The following is a 20,004-nucleotide window of genomic DNA, read 5'->3' on the forward strand; positions in this document are numbered from 1 at the left end:
TTTGTACATAGCTATTAAAGTTTACCTAAGGCAAAATAATTGGTACAAGGAATTACATTTGGTTTGATGCAGGATGGAATTGACGGGAGAAGCACATTGTCATGTTCGAACAAGGCAATACGTTGGAGGAGGAGAAATGGAAGATGAAAACCAAATTGTTCAGTAAAACGACGAAAATGCTGGGAGCGGTCATGCTGAGTCTGGTACTCGTGCTATCCGGATGTGCTTCCGGTGAGCCGCAGACGAACCAAGCATCAGGGGATCCTGCAGAGAAAATCCAAATTGTGACGACGATTGGTCAGATTGCAGAGCCGATTACCGTCATCGGCGGTGACCGGGTAGAGGTCCAAAGCCTGATGGGGCCCGGGGTTGATCCGCATTTATACAATGCTACGCAAGGAGACATTCAGAAGCTGCAAGGCAGCGATGTCGTATTTTACAGCGGCCTGCATCTCGAAGGAAATATGACGGAGATCTTTGAGCAGATTGGTAAAAATAAACCGGTGCTGGCCATTGCGGATGCGATCCCGAGGGATCAGCTGCTTGAGGATGAAGGTAAGGCGATTGATCCCCATGTCTGGTTTGACATCGACCTATGGAAGCTGGCGCTGGATTCGGCTGTAGAAGAGCTGAAAGCCTTCTCGCCTGATGATGCCGAATATTTTGAACAAAACAAGCGGGATTATTTCGCCAAGCTGGATGAACTGAAGGCAGAAGCTAAAGACAAGATCCGTCAAATTCCTGAAGCTCAGCGGGTTATCGTTACTGCGCATGATGCGTTCGGATATTTTGGCCGCATGCACGGCATGGAGGTCGTCGGGCTGCAGGGACTTAGTACTGAGGATGAGATCGGTCTTTCGGACATCAACGGGACGATCGATACGCTGCTTGAACACAACATCCCCGCCGTCTTTATTGAAAGCAGCATCAACCCGGCTTCCATCAACGCGGTCATTGAAGGAGCAGCCAAGAAAGGGCTCAACGTGAAGCTAGGCGGAGAGCTTTTCTCTGACGCAATGGGGGAAGCAGGGACGACGGAGGGGACCTACATCGGAATGTATCGCCATAACGTTGAAACCATTTATCATGCATTAACAGGAAGCGGTGAATAAGATGAGTGTGCTGAAAGTTCAAGGCTTGCATGCATCCTATCGTAAAAATAAGGTGCTTCATGATGTTTCGTTCGAGGTGGAGCAAGGTTCGTTAACCAGCATTGTCGGTCCCAACGGGGCCGGCAAATCCACGCTCCTTAAAGTGATGCTGGAGCTTCATCCGAAGCTCTCGGGAGACGTATCGTTCTTCGGATCAACGCTGAGTCAGACCAAGACGAGAGTCGGCTACGTGCCTCAACGCGGATCGGTGGATTGGGATTTTCCAACCAATGCGCTCGACGTTGTCATGATGGGACTCTACGGGCGCGTCGGGTGGTTGAAATGGCCGAACAAGAGCCATAAAGAGAAGGCGATGGCGTCCCTTGCGCAGATGGGCATGGCCGATTTTGCGGATCGGCAGATCAGCCAGCTGTCCGGGGGACAGCAGCAGCGCGTGTTTTTGGCAAGGGCTCTTGTGCAGGACGCCGATCTGTATTTCATGGATGAGCCGCTGGCCGGAGTGGACGCTGCGACGGAACGTGCGATTATGACCACGCTGAAAAATTTGAAAATGTCGGGAAAAACCGTGATGGTTGTCCACCACGATTTGCAGACGGTCGAGGATTACTTCGATCACGTTCTGCTCCTTAACCGTACCGTCGTTGCCCACGGGAAGACGGAGGACGCGTTCACCAAGGACAACGTATACCGGGCCTATGGCGGTTCCCTTCGCTTCATGAAGGAGGCGTAACATGTGTTGAATTCATTGCTGTCTCCAAATACACAATGGGTGCTGCTCAGTACCTTGATTTTGGGCATGGCGGCCGGCATGATCGGCTGTCTTGCGTATTGGAAGAAACAAAGCCTCATGAGTGACGCGCTTTCGCATGCTGCCCTTCCGGGCGTGGTTGTGGCTTTCGCGCTGACCGGTACCAAAAATCTGCTGTTCATGATCATCGGAGCCGCGGTCAGCGCGTTGATCGGCGCTTGGTTAATCGGATGGATCCGCTCCTCCAGCCGGATCAAGGAGGATACGGCGATGGGCATGATCCTGTCCGTATTTTTCGGACTCGGAATCATGCTGCTCACGATCGTCAATCGTACGGCTGGAGGCAACCAGAGCGGACTGGATAATTTTATTTTCGGTCAGGCCGCGTCCATGGTCCGTAAAGACGTCTTTACCATGCTTGCCCTAGCCCTGTTGGTCATCGTGATCGTGACGGTCGCTTTCAAGGAATGGAAGCTGTTTTTGTTCGATCCGGACTTTGCCCGCGGGCTCGGACTAAGCAGCCGATGGATGAACGCGATCTACATGGCGGTCCTCGTCCTCGTGATCGTAATCGGCATTCAGGCCGTAGGTGTCATCCTGATGGCGGCAATGCTGATCATACCGGCTGTTAGCGCAAGGTACTGGACGCAATCGTTCAGAACGATGGTGATCCTGTCCGCGATTTTCGGCGGTGGCTCCGGTCTGATCGGAACCTTGATCAGCACGCTCGGCAAAGGCTGGCCGACGGGCCCGTTTATCGTGATAGCCTCCTCGGTATTATTCACCGTGTCGCTCGTGTTCGGCTCGGAGAAAGGGCTGCTGATTCAGGCACTCCAGCTGCGATCCGAGAAGAAGAAGCAGGTGGAGGATCCAAGCTCAAGCTGGACCAAGGTTCCGGCCATCAGGGAGGGGGAGTAAACGATGACATATACGGGCTGGATATTGCTTACTGCTTCGTTGGTCGGTTTGTCCTGCGGCATTGTCGGGGTGTTTCTCATATTGCGAAGAATGGCCATGATGGCCGATGCCATTAGTCATACCGTGCTGCTCGGTATTGTAACCGCCTTTCTGATTACGCGGGAATTAAACGGACCTCATATGCTGATCGGGGCGATCATTACCGGCCTTCTAACGGCCCTCCTCGTACAGTGGTTTCATTCCCGGGGGGTTCAGCAGGATGCCTCGATCGGAGTGGTGTTTACGACATTGTTTGCCATCGGCGTCATTCTGATTGCTACCCAGGTCGGCAATGCCCACTTGGACACCAAGCACGCGCTGATGGGCGAGATTGCGTTCGTGCCCTGGGAGGTCATGAATGTACCGCTTCTTGGCGAAGTGCCTAAGGCAACCTTCATGCTGGCTGCCGTGCTGCTGGTCGTGCTGGTGGTCATCCTGGCCTTCTACAAGGAATGGAAAATCACCTCCTTCGACCCGGCCTTAGCCGCCAGCATCGGCATACCGGTTGTGCTCTTGCATTATGTGTTTATGTCGATGGTGTCGATCACAACCGTTGCCTCGTTTGATGCCGTCGGGGCGATTATGGTCGTCGCCATGCTCATTACTCCTGCTGCAGCGGCATATCTATGGACAGATAAGCTGTCCATTATGCTGGTGCTCAGCGGCGCCTTCGGTGTGATTTCTGCCTTCGCGGGCTATTACGTCGCCGTATGGCTGGACACGTCCATTTCGGGATCGATGGCTTTCGCGACCGGGATCGTCTTTCTTGTAAGCTTCCTGCTGTCGCCGAAGCATGGCGTGCTGTCCCGGTATTTATATCGTTATGAACGGCCCGATCAAGAGGAACAACAAATCGATGCCGTTTCGTGAGCATCCTTGGCACATTAGATCATCGCAGACCCCATCCTTGGAAGCTGAGCAGTTAGGAGGGGGAGGGCTGACCATTAAATATAAATAATCAAGCACCCACTCTTGGGGGTGCTTTTTTTCATTTACAAAAACAAAGTTATGTTATATTAATATACTAATTATACTATTTAAATTATAAAGGTTGTGATGTGCATTGAAATCCTTGCCGCTGTACAAAAAAATTCAGGAAGACATCAAGCGGCTGATCGCCATCGGCAAGCTGCGGGAAGGTGACCGGGTCCCTTCGGAGAAGGAGCTGTCCGAGCGGTACCGCGTCAGTCAAATTACAAGCAAAAACGCGCTGGTCGGACTGATGGAGGAAGGGCTGCTCGTCCGGATTCAAGGGAAAGGGACCTTTGTCATGAGCAGGCCGGAGAACGCTGCCGCGCTCGATCAGTTGGGCGAGTGGACGGCGGGAGCAGGCAGAAGCGGCCGGATCGGGCTGGTGCTGCCGACGATGAAAACCAAAGTGGACCAGCGCTTTCTGGATAACATTGAAAAATACGCCACTGCCGCAGGGTATGAAGTGATGCTGAGAATTACGCGCGAGTCGCAGCTTGAGGAGTCCAAAGTCATTTCGTCCTTTCTGAAGCAGGGAGTGGACGGCATGATCATTTTTCCGGTTGAAAACGAGACATATAACGATTCGATACTGAGGCTTTCGCTGGATCGATTCCCGTTTGTCCTGATTGACCGGTTCTTGAAGGAGATCAAGACGTACAGCGTAAGCTCGGATAACATTAACGGCACGAGGGAAGCCGTCGCGTATCTGCTGAACAAAGGCCATTCGTCCATCGCTTTCATCTCGCCGGAAATTACGAATACCGTAACGGACGAGAGAGCGCAAGGGTTTGAGCAGGCTTTCCTTGAGCGCGGATTGTCGATCGACAAAAGCTTATGGTGTCTCCTTCCGTTGGATGAGATAGCTTCGGGTCAATCCGTCGAACACATTCAGGATTTTTTGGACGGCAGTCCCGCTATCACCGGGGTCATCACAGCCAATACGGAGCTGTGCAGAAATGTTTATAGAGCCGCTGTCGCCTCACGTCGACGGGTGCCTGACGATCTGGAGCTGATTACGTTCGATCCGCCGGATCTGCCGAACGTTCCGTATATTCGGCAAAACGAGGAGGAGATGTGCAGGCTGACCATCGAGCTGCTGACCGAGCAGATTGAAGGGGCCTTTGAGGCTAGAAGAATCGTTGTGCCGGTCCAGCTTGTAAAGGAATAAAGCGATTCTTATGCGAAGTATTCAATCTCTTCAATTTTATAATAAATTGAGTATATAAAAGTATATTGTTATAAGTTATTATGACTTCGTAAAGCGCTTACAATATACCTTGAAGAAGAGGGGAATCGCATGAAATCGAAGAGCAAATTTGCAGGTATGATCATGCTGTTACTGATGTTTGCGTTATCCGCTTGCAGCGGAGGCGGAAGCGGTCCAAACGGCGGAGCTTCCTCCAACAACCCGGACAGCTCGGCGCCAAGCAATGAGGCTGCCGCCGGGACGGACAAAAAGGAGCCCGTGACGATCGAGTTTATGGGCCATGGCAATCCGAACGAAAAGAAAATTTTCGAAAAGCTGATCGCTTCCTTCGAGGAGAAGTACCCGCATGTCACCGTCAAATATACATCGGTGCCTCCGGGCGAGTACTCGCAGAAGATGACAACGCTGATCAGCTCCGGCAAGGTGCCTGATGTATTCTACGTCGGCGGGCCCGAATTCTATCGGTTTGCAGAAGCCGGAACGCTCCTCAATATTCAATCCTATCTGGACCAGACGACGTTGTTTAAACCAGACAACGTATGGAAGCAGGCGATGGACCGTTACCGCTTCGACGGAAGCAAGGTCGGTACCGGAGACTTGTACGGACTGCCGAAGGATGTTGGCCCGTGGGCATTTGTCTACAATAAGGATTTGTTCGATCAAGCGGGCGTGGCGTATCCATCCGCAACAGCCGGAGAGTGGACATGGGACGACATGCTCGAAGCAGCCAAGAAGCTGACGGTTGACAACAACGGCGACGGAAAGCCGGAGCAGTACGGGGTTGGCGCATACAGCCTGGAGTCCGCGGTTTGGGCCAACGGCGGCGAGTACATCGATTACGACACCGGTACCGTGAAAGTAAATGAGCCTGCGTTTTATGAGGCGATGCAATTCGTAGCCGACCTGAATCTGAAGCATAAGGTCAGCCCGAATCAGGAAGCTGAGCAAGCAATGAATGCTTACACCCGCTTTATTAACGGACAGCTGGCCATGTTTGCGATGGGTCCTTGGGATCAGCCGGCATTCTGGGAGCTGCCGTTCAATTGGGATATTGCGGCATGGCCGGCAAGCCCGAACACGGGACAAACGGCGACCTGGCTCGGTTCGATGGGATTTGCCGTATCGGCGAAATCCAAGCACCCTCAGGAAGCGTTCGATTTGGCGGCGTTCCTGTCGTTGGATGAGCAAGGACAGCGCGAAAACTACCAGCTCGGGCAAGCGGTTCCCAACCTGATCGACATGGCCGAAGGCGAGTTTATGGAAATGGATAAAGGGCCGCAAACACGTCAAGTATTTCTGGATATTATCCAAGATTACGGTCGTCCGGACGTGATAGCCTTCTCGAAGGATACGCAATGGATGGATGCATTTAATCAGAACGCGAGCAAGGTATGGAACGGCGATATGTCGGCCAAGGACTTCACGGCTGAAATCCAGCCGAAGATGCAGGAGCTGTACGACAAGGGAAATAAATAATGGCGCAAGGGGGCGGCCGGCTGCTGTTGCCGGCGCTCCCCGCTATATGAACAACGCCCTGTCATAAGGAATACAGGCGAAGGTGGAATGAATATGGGAACGAAGCTGCTCAGCGGCTATCGCAGAAAGGAACTGGCTTGGCTGTATCTGTTCGTCGCTCCGCCGGTCCTCGGATTTCTTTTGTTCGGCCTCGTGCCGATCTTGTTCTCGATCTATATTAGCTTTCATAAATGGGATATGCTGTCCGATCCGCAGTGGATGGGATTCGCTAATTATAAGGATCTTCTGGCCGACGAAAAGGTGTTCAAATCTCTGTATAACACCGTGTATTTGATGATCGGCATACCGATCGGCATGGTGCTGTCGCTGCTGCTGGCGATCTTGATGAACCGCAAAATCGCGGGCATCTCGTTCATGCGCACGATCTATTATCTGCCGGTCATCTCGCCGATTATAGCGGTATCGCTGCTGTGGCAGTGGATTTTGAACCAGGATTACGGGCTGCTCAACAACTTCCTGTGGGAGGTGTTCGGGATAACCGGGCCTAACTGGCTGGGCAAACCCGAGTGGGTGAAGCCTTCGCTGATCCTGATCGGTCTGTGGAGCGGCATCGGGGGGAACATGGTGCTGTACTTAGCGGGACTGCAGTCGATCTCATCAACGTATTACGAAGCTGCGGAAATCGACGGCGCCGGAGCATGGCATAAGCTGACGCGAATTACGATCCCGCTGCTTACGCCGATTCATTTTTTCGTCATCGTTATGGGTATCATCGGGGCGTTCCAGTCGTTCAGCCAAATCTATGTGCTGGCGGTCGACGGCGGACCGGAATATAGCGGCGCTACGGTCGTCTATTACATATTCCAGCATGCGTTCGAGTATTTCAACATGGGATATGCGAGTGCGGTTGCATGGGTGCTGGGTATTTTGATTTTCATCGTCACGCTGATTCAATTCAAGCTTTCCAATCGATGGGTTTATCAGGACTAGGGGGGATTATCGTGAGACGGGAAAGATGGACCGACCTCTGGTCGCTGCTGCTGTTACTGTTCGGCTCGGTGTTTATGGTCGCGCCGTTCCTTTGGACCATATCGACTTCACTTAAGGATCGACGAAACGTATTTGAAATTCCTCCGCAGTGGATCCCCGATCCGTTTACGTTTGGCAACTACGCGAAGGTGTGGCAGGAGTCGCCTTTGCTTAACGGGTTTATGAACAGCTTGATCATCGTCGTAATCGTCCTGACGGTCGGCATGCTGGTATCCGCCATGTCGGCGTATGCATTCGGGAAATTTGAGTTTCCATATAAAGGGGTGCTGTTCCTCGGTTTGCTCGGAACGATGATGATTCCTTATTCCGTTGTCATGATTCCGCAATATATCGGTTTTTCCAGGCTGGATTGGGTAGATACGCTGCTGCCGCTCATCATACCCGGCCTGTTCGGAAACATCGTCGTCATCTTCTTCATACGGCAGTATCTGCAGAGCGCGATGCCGACGGAGTTGATCGAAGCGGCGAAGATCGACGGCTCCAGCTTTCCTGGAATCTTCTTCAAGATCGCGCTGCCGATCATGAAGCCAGCGCTGGCGGCTCAAGCAGCCCTGAGCTTTATGGGCATTTGGAACGATTTCCTCGGCCCGCTGATTTACTTGCATACGCCCGAGAAGCAAACGATCCAGGTGCTGATCGCTTCCATGCAGGCCATGTACATCGGTCAGTCGGACTATCCGATGATCATGGCCGCCGCCATCATCGCGATGGTGCCGGTGATCATCGTATTCTTTTTCTGCCAGCGATACTTTATCGAATCGATGGCGATCAGCGGAATCAAGGGGTGAGGCGTATGCCGATAAGCATACCGCACCTGCGGAAGATCGCCAGATCCCTTGGAGCATTAGGATTAGCGGCCGGATTGGCAATGTCGGGTTGCAGTACAATCACGAAACCGGAGGCGGTCGATATGGAAATTTACAAGAACCAAACGTATGCCAATCCTTTTCCATCCTTAGAGGAAGAATGGGAGGATTACGGCAACGGAGATCCATACGTGCTGCGGCATGACGGGCGCTATTATCTGTATGTCAGCACGAAGGATCACCGGACGGGAATCAAGGCGTGGATGTCGGATAATCTGGTCGATTGGCGGTATGCGGGGCTGGTGACCGAAGATCCTGTCTCGACCGGCGCCTATGCGCCGGAAGTCATTTACTGGAACGGCTGGTTCTATCTTTATACTTCTCCGGCAGGCAGAGGTCACTTCGTGTTCCGGAGCGAATCGCCGACAGGCCCGTTCGAACGAATCTCCGAGAATGTCGGCATGAGCATCGACGGCTCGGTGTTCATCGACGATGACGGAACCTGGCTGTTTACGCATGCAGGCTCCTCGGGCATTGTTGGCGTTCCCATGAACGGTCCTGCCGATTTCGGGGTAGGCCAAACGATTCCGGGCCCATACTTAGGCCACTGGACCGAAGGGTCCATGATCATTAAACGTAACGGAACCTATTATATGACCTATACCGGCAATCACGTATTCAGTAAAGGTTATCGCATTAACTATGCCGTGTCCCATGATTCGCCGCTTGGTCCGTATACCGTTCCGGTCAACAACCCGCTCGTCATCAGCACCAAGCCGGACTTCTACGGACTCGGCCACAGCTCAACCGTCCTTGGTCCCGACCTGGATTCATATTATCTCGTATACCATAACCTTACGGGAAGATCCCAGGAAGGCCCGCCTGTCCGCCGTATGAACATCGATAGGCTGGTCTTCAATGGAGACAGGATGGAGCTTCTCGGACCGACGAACTACGAACAGCCTGTTCCGAGAGGGCCGGTCTTTGCCGACAGACTGGATGGAGCTGACATCGACGAAGCATTGTGGGAGGCTAAAGAAACAGCAGGGAGCGGTCGAATCATCAGCAAGGAGAGCACGGGTCCAATCTTTACGGCTGAATATAATTTGGTACCGTCTCAGGCGCGCGCTGCCGCATTGTTTGCCTATGAGGATGCGAATCAATACGGATTCGCCGAAATTGAGCCGAAGGACAACGCGATTTCCTTGGGGACAGTGGTGGACGGAAGGCGTCAGGTGCTTGCCGAGACGAAGATCCCTCAAGACATGGATTGGTCTAAGCTGCACACCATTCGTGTCGAGCGTGGAGAAGATCGGCTCCGGGTTTATCTGGACGGCATGCTGAGGCTGGATGAATCGGCGGACTCGTTCGGCCCAGGCAAAATCGGATATCTGTACGAGGAAGGCGAACCGGGCCTTTCGTATACGGCGTTCTCGAATCACGCTTCCGGCACCAGCGACTTTGATACGGCTAAGCCGCTTCCTGGCAGCATCGAGGCCGTTCATTATTTAAGCGGCGAAGGCAGGGGCTTTTCGGTCCGGCACCCCTCAGCTTCCAGTGAATGGCGCCGTTCGGACGGAACGGCAATCAAGCTCGCAGAGGATGGGAGCTATGCGGCCGCACTGACGGAAAAAGGCGACTGGCTGCGCTACGCGGTGAACGTCTCCGAATCCGGCACGTATGGGCTGGACCTGACGGTCAAGTCCGGCGCGCATCCATCGGCCATCAAGGTTCTTGTGGACGATAAGGTAGCCGGAAGCTATAAAGTCGATGGCAGCGATCACTCCGGCAGCGAGCCTTGGGTGAAAATCCGGGTCGGGTCGCTGAAGCTCGAAAAGGGGTTTCGTAGCCTTACCATTCAATTGAACAGCGGCCAAACGCTGGAGTGGACAACGATGGATCTTGAACGGGTCAATGAAGAAAAGTTCAAAGTCGAGGGTGTTCTGGAACAAGCAAGCGCCGAGGATATTCATGGCCAGTGGGTTGAAACGGATGGAAGGTATGCCGGCACAGCCGATTCCGATGCCAAGATGTATGGAGGAAGTCCTCAGTGGACCGACTATCGCATCCGTACGACCGTAAAGCTTGGCGTTGACCCGTCCGGTCAGGCGGGGGTGCTCTTCCGGGTGACGAACGAGTCGGATTTCCGGGATCAAGTGAGCGATTCGTTGATGGGATATTTCCTTGCCGTCAGCGCCACGAAGCTTGAGCTGTACAAACATAATTACGATTCCGAGCTTCTGCAAAGCGTGAAAATTTCGCTGGAGCCTAATGAGCTAGCAAGCTTAAGCATTGAGGCGGTTCGCGGCGAAATCCGAGTTTATGCGCAGGACGGGAAAGACCCGGTTCTGACGTACGAGGATCCGCGGGCTTTCATGCAGGGGAGAGTGGGCATTCGGTCGGTTCATGCGGAGCAGATCGAGCTCGGGGACATCACGGTAGAGTCCATAGCTGTGAAATAGAAACATAAACTAACAGAAGATGGAGAGTGGAACAGAATGTCAAGCTCGCACAAGTATATTAAGGACTATCCCAGACCGCAATTGGTACGTGAAGAATGGGAAAATCTGAACGGGGAATGGGATTTTCGGTTCGACGATGCATTGGAGGGGGAAAGCGGCAAGTGGTTCGAACGATTAGATGCTGACCGCAAAATTACGGTCCCCTTCACATTTGAAACGAAGGCCAGCGGCATAGGAGACGAAACATTCCATCCTTGCGTGTGGTATGAGCGGTCGGTTACCGTTCCTAATGAGGCAGCGGGAAAGCGGATCCTGCTGCATTTTCAAGCCGTCGATTACGCGGCGACTCTATGGGTCAATGGCAGGAGGATCGGCACGCATGAGGGAGGATATGCCGCATTTTCGTTCGATATTACCGAAGCGGTCGAGCTTGGCCGGGAGAACAGAATTACCGTTCGAGCTATGGACAGCAACAGCTGCATGCAGCCGCGCGGCAAGCAGCGCTGGATGAAGGACAGCTTTGGCTGCTGGTACGTGCAAACCACCGGCATTTGGCAGACCGTGTGGATGGAATACGTGAACCCGGTCCATATCCGCAGGGTGAAAATTACGCCGGACCTGGAACGGGGGGCGGCGAACTTCTGTTATGAATTGGGGAATACAGGGCTTCGTTACGACGGAGTAACCCTTCAGACGATCGTCCGGTTTGACGGAAAGCTGATCCGATCTTCGGAAACGAGCGTCGAACGCAGTACGGTAACGGTCGACGTCAGTGTCGTGAACGAAGCGGCGGGTGAATGGAAGATCAAGCCTTGGCACCCGGATCATCCGAACTTATACGACGTCGAGATGATTCTTAAGCAAGACGGGCAACCGATCGACACCGTCTATTCCTATTTCGGCATGCGAAGCATCCGGATCGTAGGAGATCAAATCTTGCTGAATCATACGCCGCTTTATCAGCGGCTGCTGCTGGACCAAGGGTATTGGAGCGAGACGCATCTGACGCCTCCATCGGAGGAAGCGCTGCTGGAAGACATCGACAAAACGCTTGCGCTCGGTTTTAACGGTGTGCGCAAGCATCAGAAGCTGGAGGATCCCCGTTATTTATACTGGTGCGACCGCAAAGGTCTTCTGGTCTGGTCGGAAATGCCGTCAACCTACGAATTCGGCGACGATGCCGTAGAACGCTTCACGAATGAATGGATGGCAATCGTTCGGCAGTATTATAACCATCCTTCCATTATTACCTGGGTACCGTTTAACGAGTCATGGGGAATATCCGAGATCTTTACCGATCGCATGCAGCAGCAGTTTACGGAGTCGATTTATCATCTGACCAAGGCATTCGATCAAATGCGGCCGGTGATTGTGAACGACGGATGGGAGCATACGGTATCGGATATTATTACGCTCCACGACTATGAAGAGCTGGGCGCCATGCTGGAAGAGCGTTATCGGGACAAAGACGCACTCTTAGGCAATGCGTTCGCGCATAACAAGCATCGATACCCATTTGCGCAGGGCTATGGCTATCGCGGTCAGCCTGTCATTATCAGCGAATACGGCGGCATCGCCTTTACAAGCGAAGAGGGCTGGGGCTACGGAAATCAGGTTCGCAGCGATGAGGAATTTTTGAAGCGTTACGAAGGCATAACGCTGGCGATAAAAAGCTTGCCTTACGTGTGCGGATTCTGCTATACGCAAATTACGGACGTGCAGCAGGAAGTGAACGGCTTACTGACAATCGAGCGCAAGCCGAAAGTGAATATGGACTCGATTCGAAGCATAAACCTGGCATGAGCAACTTGAAGCATTGAAGCCTTGCGACCCAATCTCCGGGAGCAATCTCTCTTGAAGATTCAGATTCGCAGATCCTAACGCCGAAAGCTTTTATCTGGAAGTAAACCACGGATGATTACATCTGTGGTTTATTTTTTTGTTGTGATCCAGCCAAATTACCGTCGTTCATAAACAAAGCTTGGACAAATCAAACGAATTCCAGCTCCAGTTAAGAAGTTCCGTTTTTTTTCAAGGAAGAGTTCCTACATGCAGTTTGAACTAGAAACAATTATTTTTGGAAAATCAATTATATACATTGACATGTATATACGTATAAGTGTATATTGGGTGCATGAGCAGACAGCGAACCTGCAGACACGATGCCAGACCTCTCCAGATCTTAGGAGATTGGCTGGATTCTACCCATATCTGCGGGAAGAGGGTCTCGCCTTTTCCGAGGGATATTGCTCGAGTATCTAAAAGGAGGATGACTTATGACGGCTATCAACAGTTTTGCCGCAAGCTACCTGCAGAACCATCGAACCATCTGGAACGAGCGGCTTGACCAACTGGACAATTACCTAAAAAGGATGATCGCCGATAAGAAGAAAGATCAATCATAAGAAATAACCAATTAAACAATGAAAGGAGAATGAAAAGTGACTGATCTTCAATCGCTGGATCGTTTAGTCGGTACATGGCAAATCAGCGGAGGGGCAGAAGGCACCGTAACCTATGAATGGATGGAAGGCGGATATTTCTTGATACAACGCGTTCAGCTTATGCAGCATGGACAAGAAGTGAAAGGCATTGAGATTATCGGGCATTTAAAGCCATTTGGCGAAGAACCTAGCCATGACATCAAATCACGGTATTATGATACGATGGGCAACACATTCGATTATGTTTACGAAATGGAAGGGGACACGCTAATCATTTGGGCCGGCGAGAAAGGCTCGAATACTTACTTCAAGGGAGCATTCAGTTCAGACGGGAATACGAATACGGGTGCATGGACCTATCCAGGTGGCGGCGGATATGAATCGTCGATGAGGAGAATTGCGGCTGTTGGGGGGATGACAAATGGCTAAACTGCTAGTTACAGCAAAACCGGTATCTGCGAATGCTTCCAAATTCGCCTTCGGATCGGTATTATGTGGAACGCTGTTCGTCCTTATTCTTGCCAGTCTGCATGTGCTGGAGCCGGAGTTCGATCCTACATGGCGTTTTATTAGCGAATATGCGCTTGGCAGCGTTGGATGGCTCATGCAACTCGCATTTGGATTGTTGGCTGCTGCACAGATTGGCGTTGCAATTGCAATTTTCCCGCAAATTCGCTCCATAACGGGATACATTGGGCTCGCTATCCTTGCTATAAGCGCGGCGGGCGTCTTGATCGCGGCCGTATTCGTCACCGATCCGATATCCGTGAGCCCGGAGGCTGCAACGTTCAGCGGAAAGATGCATTCCATTGGCGCCATGCTCGATTATACGCCGGTCGCGGCTCTGCTGCTAAGCCTGGCGTTAACTCGTAGCAAACCATGGAGACCCGTTCATAAACGGCTGCTCGTTAGCACCGGGATTGCGCTCGTCGCCATGCTCGCATTCGTCCTGCAAATCCCTCAAGACGGCCGGTTTGGTCCTGATATTCTGGCAGGTCTGTTCGGGCGATTCTTGATTATTGCCGACATCGCATGGCTCTTGATCGTCGGGGTGCATGCGCTCAAACTCCGCAAGCAGGGAGGGGCATGAGCAAGCTTGTATCGTTGATACCAACGGGAGGCGGAATTGAGCCGGCGAAAACATCAGCGTTCGCTTGATTGAATATCTGTAAAACGATAACCAGACGTTATGTTCATAGCCGCGTTTGTTCTAATATAGTTCTATATTTAGATGAAAACCCAAGTTCATGTACAGTTGACATATCGACAAGAACTTGGGTCTTTTGCTATGTCATTATCAAGTTATATGATAGCGGAATTGCGAAGGGGGGCCTCGCAGTACGATTATTTTTACTCATTGGGTTGAAATTCCAGCTCAACTTTTTTATAATGAGTAAAAACTCACTCAAAAAAGGAGTTATGATTTTGCCACGTACCAAAGAGCAATATGAAGAAATGCGGAATGCCACCAGAGACAAGATCCGTTCAGCGGCGATGCAGCTGTTTGTTCATCAAGGATACGGCTCGACGAGTGTTCAAGACATCGCGGATACGGCTGGCATTAGCATCGGGTTACTGTATCGGCATTACAGGACAAAGGATCAGTTGCTTAACGAATTGGTCGGCTATGCAGTCGAAGGGTTGAAACGCAATATTCGTTCATTCGAGTCGGATCAATCCCCTAAGCAGTTAATTGCCCAGTTTATCGATGAAGTTTACACCGACCTGTCGAACGGGGAGGAGCTTGCCAATTTGCTGATCTTAATCAATCAAGCGCTGTTCGCAAGTGCAGGCACGGACTCCCAATTGCATGAGGAGATTCTCCAGATCAATGCCAGATTGCTTGATGCAACGGCTCAGCTCATTCGTAAGGGGCAGCAGCTTGGAGAGTTCCGCTTGGGAGATGCGAAAGAGATGGCCGTCTATTTTTACGCCTCCATTCAGGGTTTGGCCGAGATGAAAATCCTGCTCAAGAGCAACTTTCAGATGCCCTCGCCGTCGGTCATGACAGCATTTCTATTTAAGGTAGGGGAGTGAACCCATGATAACCGTAGTGAAGGCTGATCAAGCGGAGCTGGATGTGAGACCAGGATTATCGGAGCTATTTGCGGATGGCTTCAAGGAGTGGCTAGGTTTTTTCTCCAAGGATCCGAAAAAGCTTGCTGCAGCGTTCGCCCACATGTTCGTGCTGGATCAATTTTATGTTGCATTACACAAGGGGCAAGTGATCGGAATGGCTGCCTGCACGAATGGAACATCACTTTCTGTCAAACTGGATAAACGGGAGCTTCGCAAACATCTAGGCTGGTATAAAGGCACATTGGCTGGCATTTTCCTTAAAAAGGAATTTGAAACCCCTTTTGCTCAACCGTTACCCCGTACAGGCTCTATTGAATTTGTAGGGACAGCTTCAGCATTCAGGGGACAGGGCGTAGCGACGCAATTGATTCGACATATCCTTGAGCATACACCTTACGAGGTTTACTTGATTGAAGAAGTCGCCGATACCAATATGGCAGCAATAAAGCTCTATAATAAATTGGGCTTTAATGAATACAAACGCAGGGAGATCCCCGGCCATCGAGCAAAGAAAATCGGGATCAATCATAACGTATCGCTCAGGCTCATTAAAAAGCCGGGCTCTGAGGTATAATCGTCAGAGCCCGTTTGAAAGTTAACTTTTTTTTCGGAGTGTCTAAGCTGCCATATTGAGTAATTGAACGAGCACCCTCCCTTTATCCCTTCAGTTAAGCGACAAATGACTTAGGTTTTCCCATAATCACACGATCAGAGGGCAGAAGCAGCGCAAATAATCCCAATAACGGCAGAAAAGCACACGCCTGTATCATCCGTTCCACTCCGTGGGTATCCATCAGCCACCCCATCATAACCGACCCTAAACCGCCCATCCCAAAAGCCAGTCCAAAGAACAAACCCGCAACCGTTCCTACATGACCGGGAAGCAATTCCTGTGCATAGACGATAATGACCGAGAACCCGGACATTAGGATTAAGCCAATTACCGCGCATACAACGACCGAGCCTGCCGGCCCGACATAGGGAAGGAGGAGCGAAAAAGGCGATGTGCCCAGAATCGAGAACCAAATCACTTTCTGGCGACCGAACCGGTCGGCTAACGGGCCGCCGAGGAACGTTCCGACCATACCTGCGAACTGGAGAGCAAAGATGCTGATCTGAGCGGTGCTTAACGGCAAATGATATTTATCCATGAAGTAGAAGGCATAATAACCGGTCATGCTGGCCAGATACACGAACTTGGAGAACAGCATAAGGATCAGAATGCCGAGCACATAAACGATAAAGCTCTTCCTGAAGCTGCTTTTCACTCGATCGACAGCTTGAGCCGCTGCTTGCAGAGGGCGGGATTGCTGGCTGTACCAACGACTGACGCCAAGCTGCAGCGCGATTCCGAAGCCGGCAATGATGGTAAACCACAGGAAGCCTGCCTGCCCCTGCGGAACAATGATGAAAGCAGCCATAAGCGGGGCGAAAGCTTGACCTGTGTTGCCGCCAACTTGGAACACGGATTGTGCTAGTCCCCGACGGTGATTCATCGCCAAATGGGCCACACGGGAGGATTCCGGGTGCAGCACCGAGGAACCGATTCCGATCAAGGCCGCAGAGATGAGCAAGCACCAAAACGATGGAGACCATGCCAACCCTGCCATTCCCAAAAGGGAAAAGCCCATTCCTAACGGAAGAAGCAAGGGCAGCGGCTTACGATCGGTATAAAACCCGATGATCGGCTGCAGAATGGAAGCCGTGATATTGAGCGTAAAAGCAACCCATCCGATCTCGGCATAGCTCAGCTGCATCTGCTGCTGAAAAATAGGAAACACTGCGGGCACCACCGACTGCATCGCATCGTTTAGCAGGTGGGCGAAGCTGACTCCCAGCAGTACGACTAATGCCGTTTTTTCCGTCGTATTCCCCGCCATTACCGTTTTTGACATATCCCCCACATCCTCATTTGTTTTTTTCATGATAGCGGATCGCCACTTTAAAAGTCGCAGCGAAAATTGCCTTTTGGACGGAGCACTTTATGCTATACTTTAGTGGGGTGAGGTACTTGAGAATGCAGATCATATTACCACGAGTGGAAATCCATCGATTTTACAGCTCGTTCGAAAATACGCCGCATACACACGAGGATCAATTCCAGATTACGATTCCAATAAAGGGGACCTGTCATTTCCAGCACGAACATAAATATTTGTCCCTCCCTCCAGGGGAAGGGATCGTGCTTATGCCCCGGGACCAGCATTCGCTGCATATCGGCGATGGTGCGAGTCTGGTCATCATTCGAGTCAGGCAGGAAAGCATGTATCCTCAAGGACTTCCAAGCCAGCGAGAACCGCAATACCGGCAGCAGTTTGACGTGGAGCGGATTTCAAGGTATTTCGGGCAATGGACCTCAGGCATGATGAACCGCGATCTGGACGACCCGTTGGAAGAGGAAGAGCTGGAGACTCGCATGATATCCGATCTGCAGGAGCTGATCTGGAGTGGGGGATTACCTGTCAGCCCTGCGATGCAGATCTCCCATGAAGAACATAACCAGCATCACGCCCGTGTGCTGGAATACATACACGCAAATTACACGGAACAGCTCAACATTAGCACCCTGGCAGGCTTAGCTATGCAAAGTCGTTATCATTTTATTCGTACGTTCAAATCCCTGATGGGCGTAACCCCCTATCAATATGTACTTCAGCTACGGGTAAGGGAAGCGATCCGGCAGCTGCAGCAGTCTGACGCAACGGTTACGGAAATTAGTTTCAACCTCGGATTTGCGAGCCCAAGCCAGCTCTTTCGAGCCTTTGCCAAAACAACCGGCATGACGCCGGAACAATACCGGAAAACCCGGCTATGATGCATAGAGGTGAGTTTATGATCATTCGAGAAGTATGTAACTGCCCGCTGGAGATTGTCCATGACATTATTAAAGGCAAATGGAAGACCATGATCATTTATCAGCTGAAGAACGGGAACACATCCTTAGCGCAGCTAGAGCGTGAAATTGACCAGATCACCCAAAAAATGCTGCTGCAGCATTTAAGGGAGCTCCAATCTTGCGGAATCGTGGATAAAATCAAAACGGAAGGTTATCCGCTGCACGTAGAGTACTATCTCACTGCACGCGGAAGAAGATTGTTAGATGCGGTCTTGATCATGCAAGAGATCGGAATTGAATATATGGTGGAGCTTGGGCAAACCGAGCTTCTCGATCGAAAAGGCATCCCATACCCACAAAAAAGTGGGTAATTCACGGGTGGTAATTCCCGATATTATAATACCTTTACTACGAGTAAAGGAGACATGAACGATGAATACAGCTTTAGTAATTGTCGACATTCAGAACGATTATTTCAAGGGAGGGAGAAATGAGCTGTACAATTCCGATGAAGCAGCTGCCCGCGCTCAAGAGGCATTGACGCTGTTCCGGGAAAAGAATTTACCCATTGTCCATATTCAGTGCATCCTGCTAGATGAACACGCAACATTCTTTCTTCCCGGTACGGAAGGGATTAACATTCATGCAGCAGTAGCTCCCCGGTCAGACGAAAAAGTGATTGTAAAACATACCCCTGACAGCTTCTATCAAACGGAACTGCAGCAGCATCTTGAATCCATTCAGGCCAAGCGGTTAGTCGTATGCGGCATGATGAGCCACATCTGTATTGATTCTACCGTGAGAAGCGCAAGTCGCTTGGGCTATGAAGTATTGTTGCTGAGCGATGCATGTGCGACCAGGGATATAGAATGGGACGGAACCGTGATCCCAGCCCAAACCGTTCATCAAACATTTATGGCATCCTTACAAGATACCTTTGCGCAAGTAAGGAATACTAGCAGTCTGAACGAGCTGATTTGATTAAGGCTATGTCCTATAAGGACATGGAAGAGCTCATGAACAATTGAAATGATAAATGATATACATAAGCCGCTGATCCTGGATCAGTGGTTTTATGTTTTCTGGAAATTCTAGCGAATCTTCATTCCCTTACAGCCATGATATGCTAGACTACTCATATACCACTATTTAGGAGTCCGAGATGAATGAAGACATTCACGATTTTGTATATTGAAGACGATCAGGAGATCGGTGCCTGGTCCAGAGACTTTTTAAGCGGGCACGGCTATGAGGTCATATGGAAGACATCCGGTTATGACGTAGAGGAAGCATTAGAACGCTGTGATTTGGTTATCGTCGACATAATGCTGCCGGGCTTGGATGGCTTTACGGTCGGTCAACGGATCAAGCGGCAGAGGCCAGAGCTGCCCATAATGATGCTAACGGCGAGAACGGCCATTGAGGATAAGCTTACGGGCTTGTCTTTTGCCGATGATTATATGACGAAGCCATACCATCCGGATGAGCTGCTGGCCCGCATTCAAGTGCTTCTTAGACGCACGGGCGTTTCGGAACCGGAACTTCTTCAGATCCGTCATTTAACGATCGACCGGAATCGTAACCGGATATGGCACACGGAATCGAAGGATGAGATTGTGCTGACAGGTAAGCAATTTCATATTTTTATGTATTTCCTTGACCATTTGAATCACATTTTAACGCAGAAGCAGATTTATGAAGCGATATGGGGCGAACCGCATTTGGCGGGGGATAAAACATTAACGGTCCATATTCGCCATTTGCGGGAGAAAATCGAACAGGATCCGGCTTCTCCCCAAATTATCGAGACCATCCGCGGCGTCGGATACCGGGTGCGGGCATGAAAATCCGAGGC

At 51.2% G+C, this 20,004-nt stretch carries 20 protein-coding genes; 19 read left to right on the top strand and 1 reads right to left on the bottom strand.

From position 1 onward, the window contains the following. Window positions 1-143 precede the first annotated feature (143 nt). The 15 genes from NST44_RS19475 to NST44_RS19545 all read left to right on the top strand — a co-directional run bounded on the left by NST44_RS19475 (window position 144) and on the right by NST44_RS19545 (window position 15,887). The gene (locus NST44_RS19475; RefSeq protein ID WP_040738227.1) at window positions 144-1,112 is read left to right on the top strand and encodes a metal ABC transporter solute-binding protein, Zn/Mn family; all 969 of its coding nucleotides are present in this window, start codon (window positions 144-146) and stop codon (window positions 1,110-1,112) included. Between the two features lies 1 nt (window position 1,113). Next, the gene (locus NST44_RS19480) at window positions 1,114-1,842 is read left to right on the top strand and encodes a metal ABC transporter ATP-binding protein (protein ID WP_007128271.1); all 729 of its coding nucleotides are present in this window, start codon (window positions 1,114-1,116) and stop codon (window positions 1,840-1,842) included. Window positions 1,843-1,845: 3 nt separating this feature from the next. Continuing rightward, complete coding sequence (locus tag NST44_RS19485) at window positions 1,846-2,778, top strand: metal ABC transporter permease (RefSeq protein WP_007128270.1); 933 nt, start codon at window positions 1,846-1,848, stop codon at window positions 2,776-2,778. Window positions 2,779-2,781: 3 nt separating this feature from the next. Then, window positions 2,782-3,687 (top strand): metal ABC transporter permease, encoded by a 906-nt coding sequence (locus NST44_RS19490; RefSeq protein ID WP_007128269.1) that lies wholly within the window; start codon window positions 2,782-2,784, stop codon window positions 3,685-3,687. A 193-nt stretch (window positions 3,688-3,880) separates the two neighbouring features. Then, window positions 3,881-4,957: a GntR family transcriptional regulator gene (locus NST44_RS19495; RefSeq protein WP_007128268.1), complete on the top strand. Its 1,077-nt coding sequence runs from the start codon at window positions 3,881-3,883 to the stop codon at window positions 4,955-4,957. 129 nt (window positions 4,958-5,086) lie between these two features. Next, window positions 5,087-6,472 (top strand): ABC transporter substrate-binding protein, encoded by a 1,386-nt coding sequence (locus NST44_RS19500; RefSeq protein WP_007128267.1) that lies wholly within the window; start codon window positions 5,087-5,089, stop codon window positions 6,470-6,472. Between the two features lie 93 nt (window positions 6,473-6,565). Continuing rightward, window positions 6,566-7,462, top strand: coding sequence for a carbohydrate ABC transporter permease (locus NST44_RS19505; protein WP_028405137.1), 897 nt, complete (start codon window positions 6,566-6,568; stop codon window positions 7,460-7,462). Next, on the top strand, window positions 7,444-8,310 hold the full coding sequence (locus NST44_RS19510) for a carbohydrate ABC transporter permease (RefSeq protein WP_034273159.1): 867 nt from the start codon (window positions 7,444-7,446) through the stop codon (window positions 8,308-8,310). Before NST44_RS19505 ends, NST44_RS19510 begins: the two co-directional genes overlap by 19 nt. A 5-nt stretch (window positions 8,311-8,315) precedes the next feature. Continuing rightward, entirely contained in the window at window positions 8,316-10,790 is a 2,475-nt protein-coding gene (locus NST44_RS19515) for a family 43 glycosylhydrolase (RefSeq protein ID WP_232239310.1), read from the top strand. 36 nt (window positions 10,791-10,826) lie between these two features. Beyond that, window positions 10,827-12,593: a glycoside hydrolase family 2 protein gene (locus tag NST44_RS19520; protein ID WP_340900445.1), complete on the top strand. Its 1,767-nt coding sequence runs from the start codon at window positions 10,827-10,829 to the stop codon at window positions 12,591-12,593. A 473-nt stretch (window positions 12,594-13,066) separates the two neighbouring features. Then, the gene (locus NST44_RS19525) at window positions 13,067-13,195 is read left to right on the top strand and encodes a hypothetical protein (RefSeq protein WP_007128262.1); all 129 of its coding nucleotides are present in this window, start codon (window positions 13,067-13,069) and stop codon (window positions 13,193-13,195) included. A gap of 36 nt (window positions 13,196-13,231) precedes the next feature. Next, the gene (locus NST44_RS19530; protein ID WP_007128261.1) at window positions 13,232-13,663 is read left to right on the top strand and encodes a hypothetical protein; all 432 of its coding nucleotides are present in this window, start codon (window positions 13,232-13,234) and stop codon (window positions 13,661-13,663) included. Beyond that, on the top strand, window positions 13,656-14,324 hold the full coding sequence (locus NST44_RS19535; protein WP_340900446.1) for a DUF998 domain-containing protein: 669 nt from the start codon (window positions 13,656-13,658) through the stop codon (window positions 14,322-14,324). Before NST44_RS19530 ends, NST44_RS19535 begins: the two co-directional genes overlap by 8 nt. A 335-nt stretch (window positions 14,325-14,659) precedes the next feature. After that, window positions 14,660-15,271, top strand: a complete 612-nt coding sequence (locus NST44_RS19540) for a TetR/AcrR family transcriptional regulator (protein WP_340900447.1) — start codon at window positions 14,660-14,662, stop codon at window positions 15,269-15,271. A gap of 4 nt (window positions 15,272-15,275) precedes the next feature. Beyond that, window positions 15,276-15,887 (top strand): N-acetyltransferase, encoded by a 612-nt coding sequence (locus NST44_RS19545; protein ID WP_340900448.1) that lies wholly within the window; start codon window positions 15,276-15,278, stop codon window positions 15,885-15,887. 94 nt (window positions 15,888-15,981) lie between these two features. On the opposite strand, the gene NST44_RS19550 is transcribed toward NST44_RS19545, so the two are convergent. Beyond that, window positions 15,982-17,208 (bottom strand): MFS transporter, encoded by a 1,227-nt coding sequence (locus tag NST44_RS19550; protein WP_340900449.1) that lies wholly within the window; start codon window positions 17,206-17,208, stop codon window positions 15,982-15,984. Between the two features lie 122 nt (window positions 17,209-17,330). On the opposite strand from NST44_RS19550, the gene NST44_RS19555 reads away from it, so the two are divergent. The 4 genes from NST44_RS19555 (at window position 17,331) to NST44_RS19570 (ending at window position 19,993) form a co-directional block, all read left to right on the top strand. After that, a complete protein-coding gene (locus tag NST44_RS19555; RefSeq protein ID WP_340900450.1) occupies window positions 17,331-18,128 on the top strand; it encodes an AraC family transcriptional regulator in 798 nt (265 codons plus the stop codon). A 17-nt stretch (window positions 18,129-18,145) separates the two neighbouring features. After that, entirely contained in the window at window positions 18,146-18,520 is a 375-nt protein-coding gene (locus tag NST44_RS19560) for a winged helix-turn-helix transcriptional regulator (RefSeq protein ID WP_007128257.1), read from the top strand. Between the two features lie 61 nt (window positions 18,521-18,581). After that, window positions 18,582-19,130, top strand: a complete 549-nt coding sequence (locus NST44_RS19565) for a cysteine hydrolase family protein (RefSeq protein WP_007128256.1) — start codon at window positions 18,582-18,584, stop codon at window positions 19,128-19,130. Window positions 19,131-19,315: 185 nt separating this feature from the next. Continuing rightward, complete coding sequence (locus NST44_RS19570; RefSeq protein ID WP_007128255.1) at window positions 19,316-19,993, top strand: response regulator transcription factor; 678 nt, start codon at window positions 19,316-19,318, stop codon at window positions 19,991-19,993. Window positions 19,994-20,004: the final 11 nt, after the last annotated feature.

Origin of the sequence: Paenibacillus sp. FSL W8-0919 (assembly GCF_038003785.1) — a bacterium.
Taxonomy (GTDB): Bacteria; Bacillota; Bacilli; order Paenibacillales; family Paenibacillaceae; genus Paenibacillus_AQ; species Paenibacillus_AQ lactis.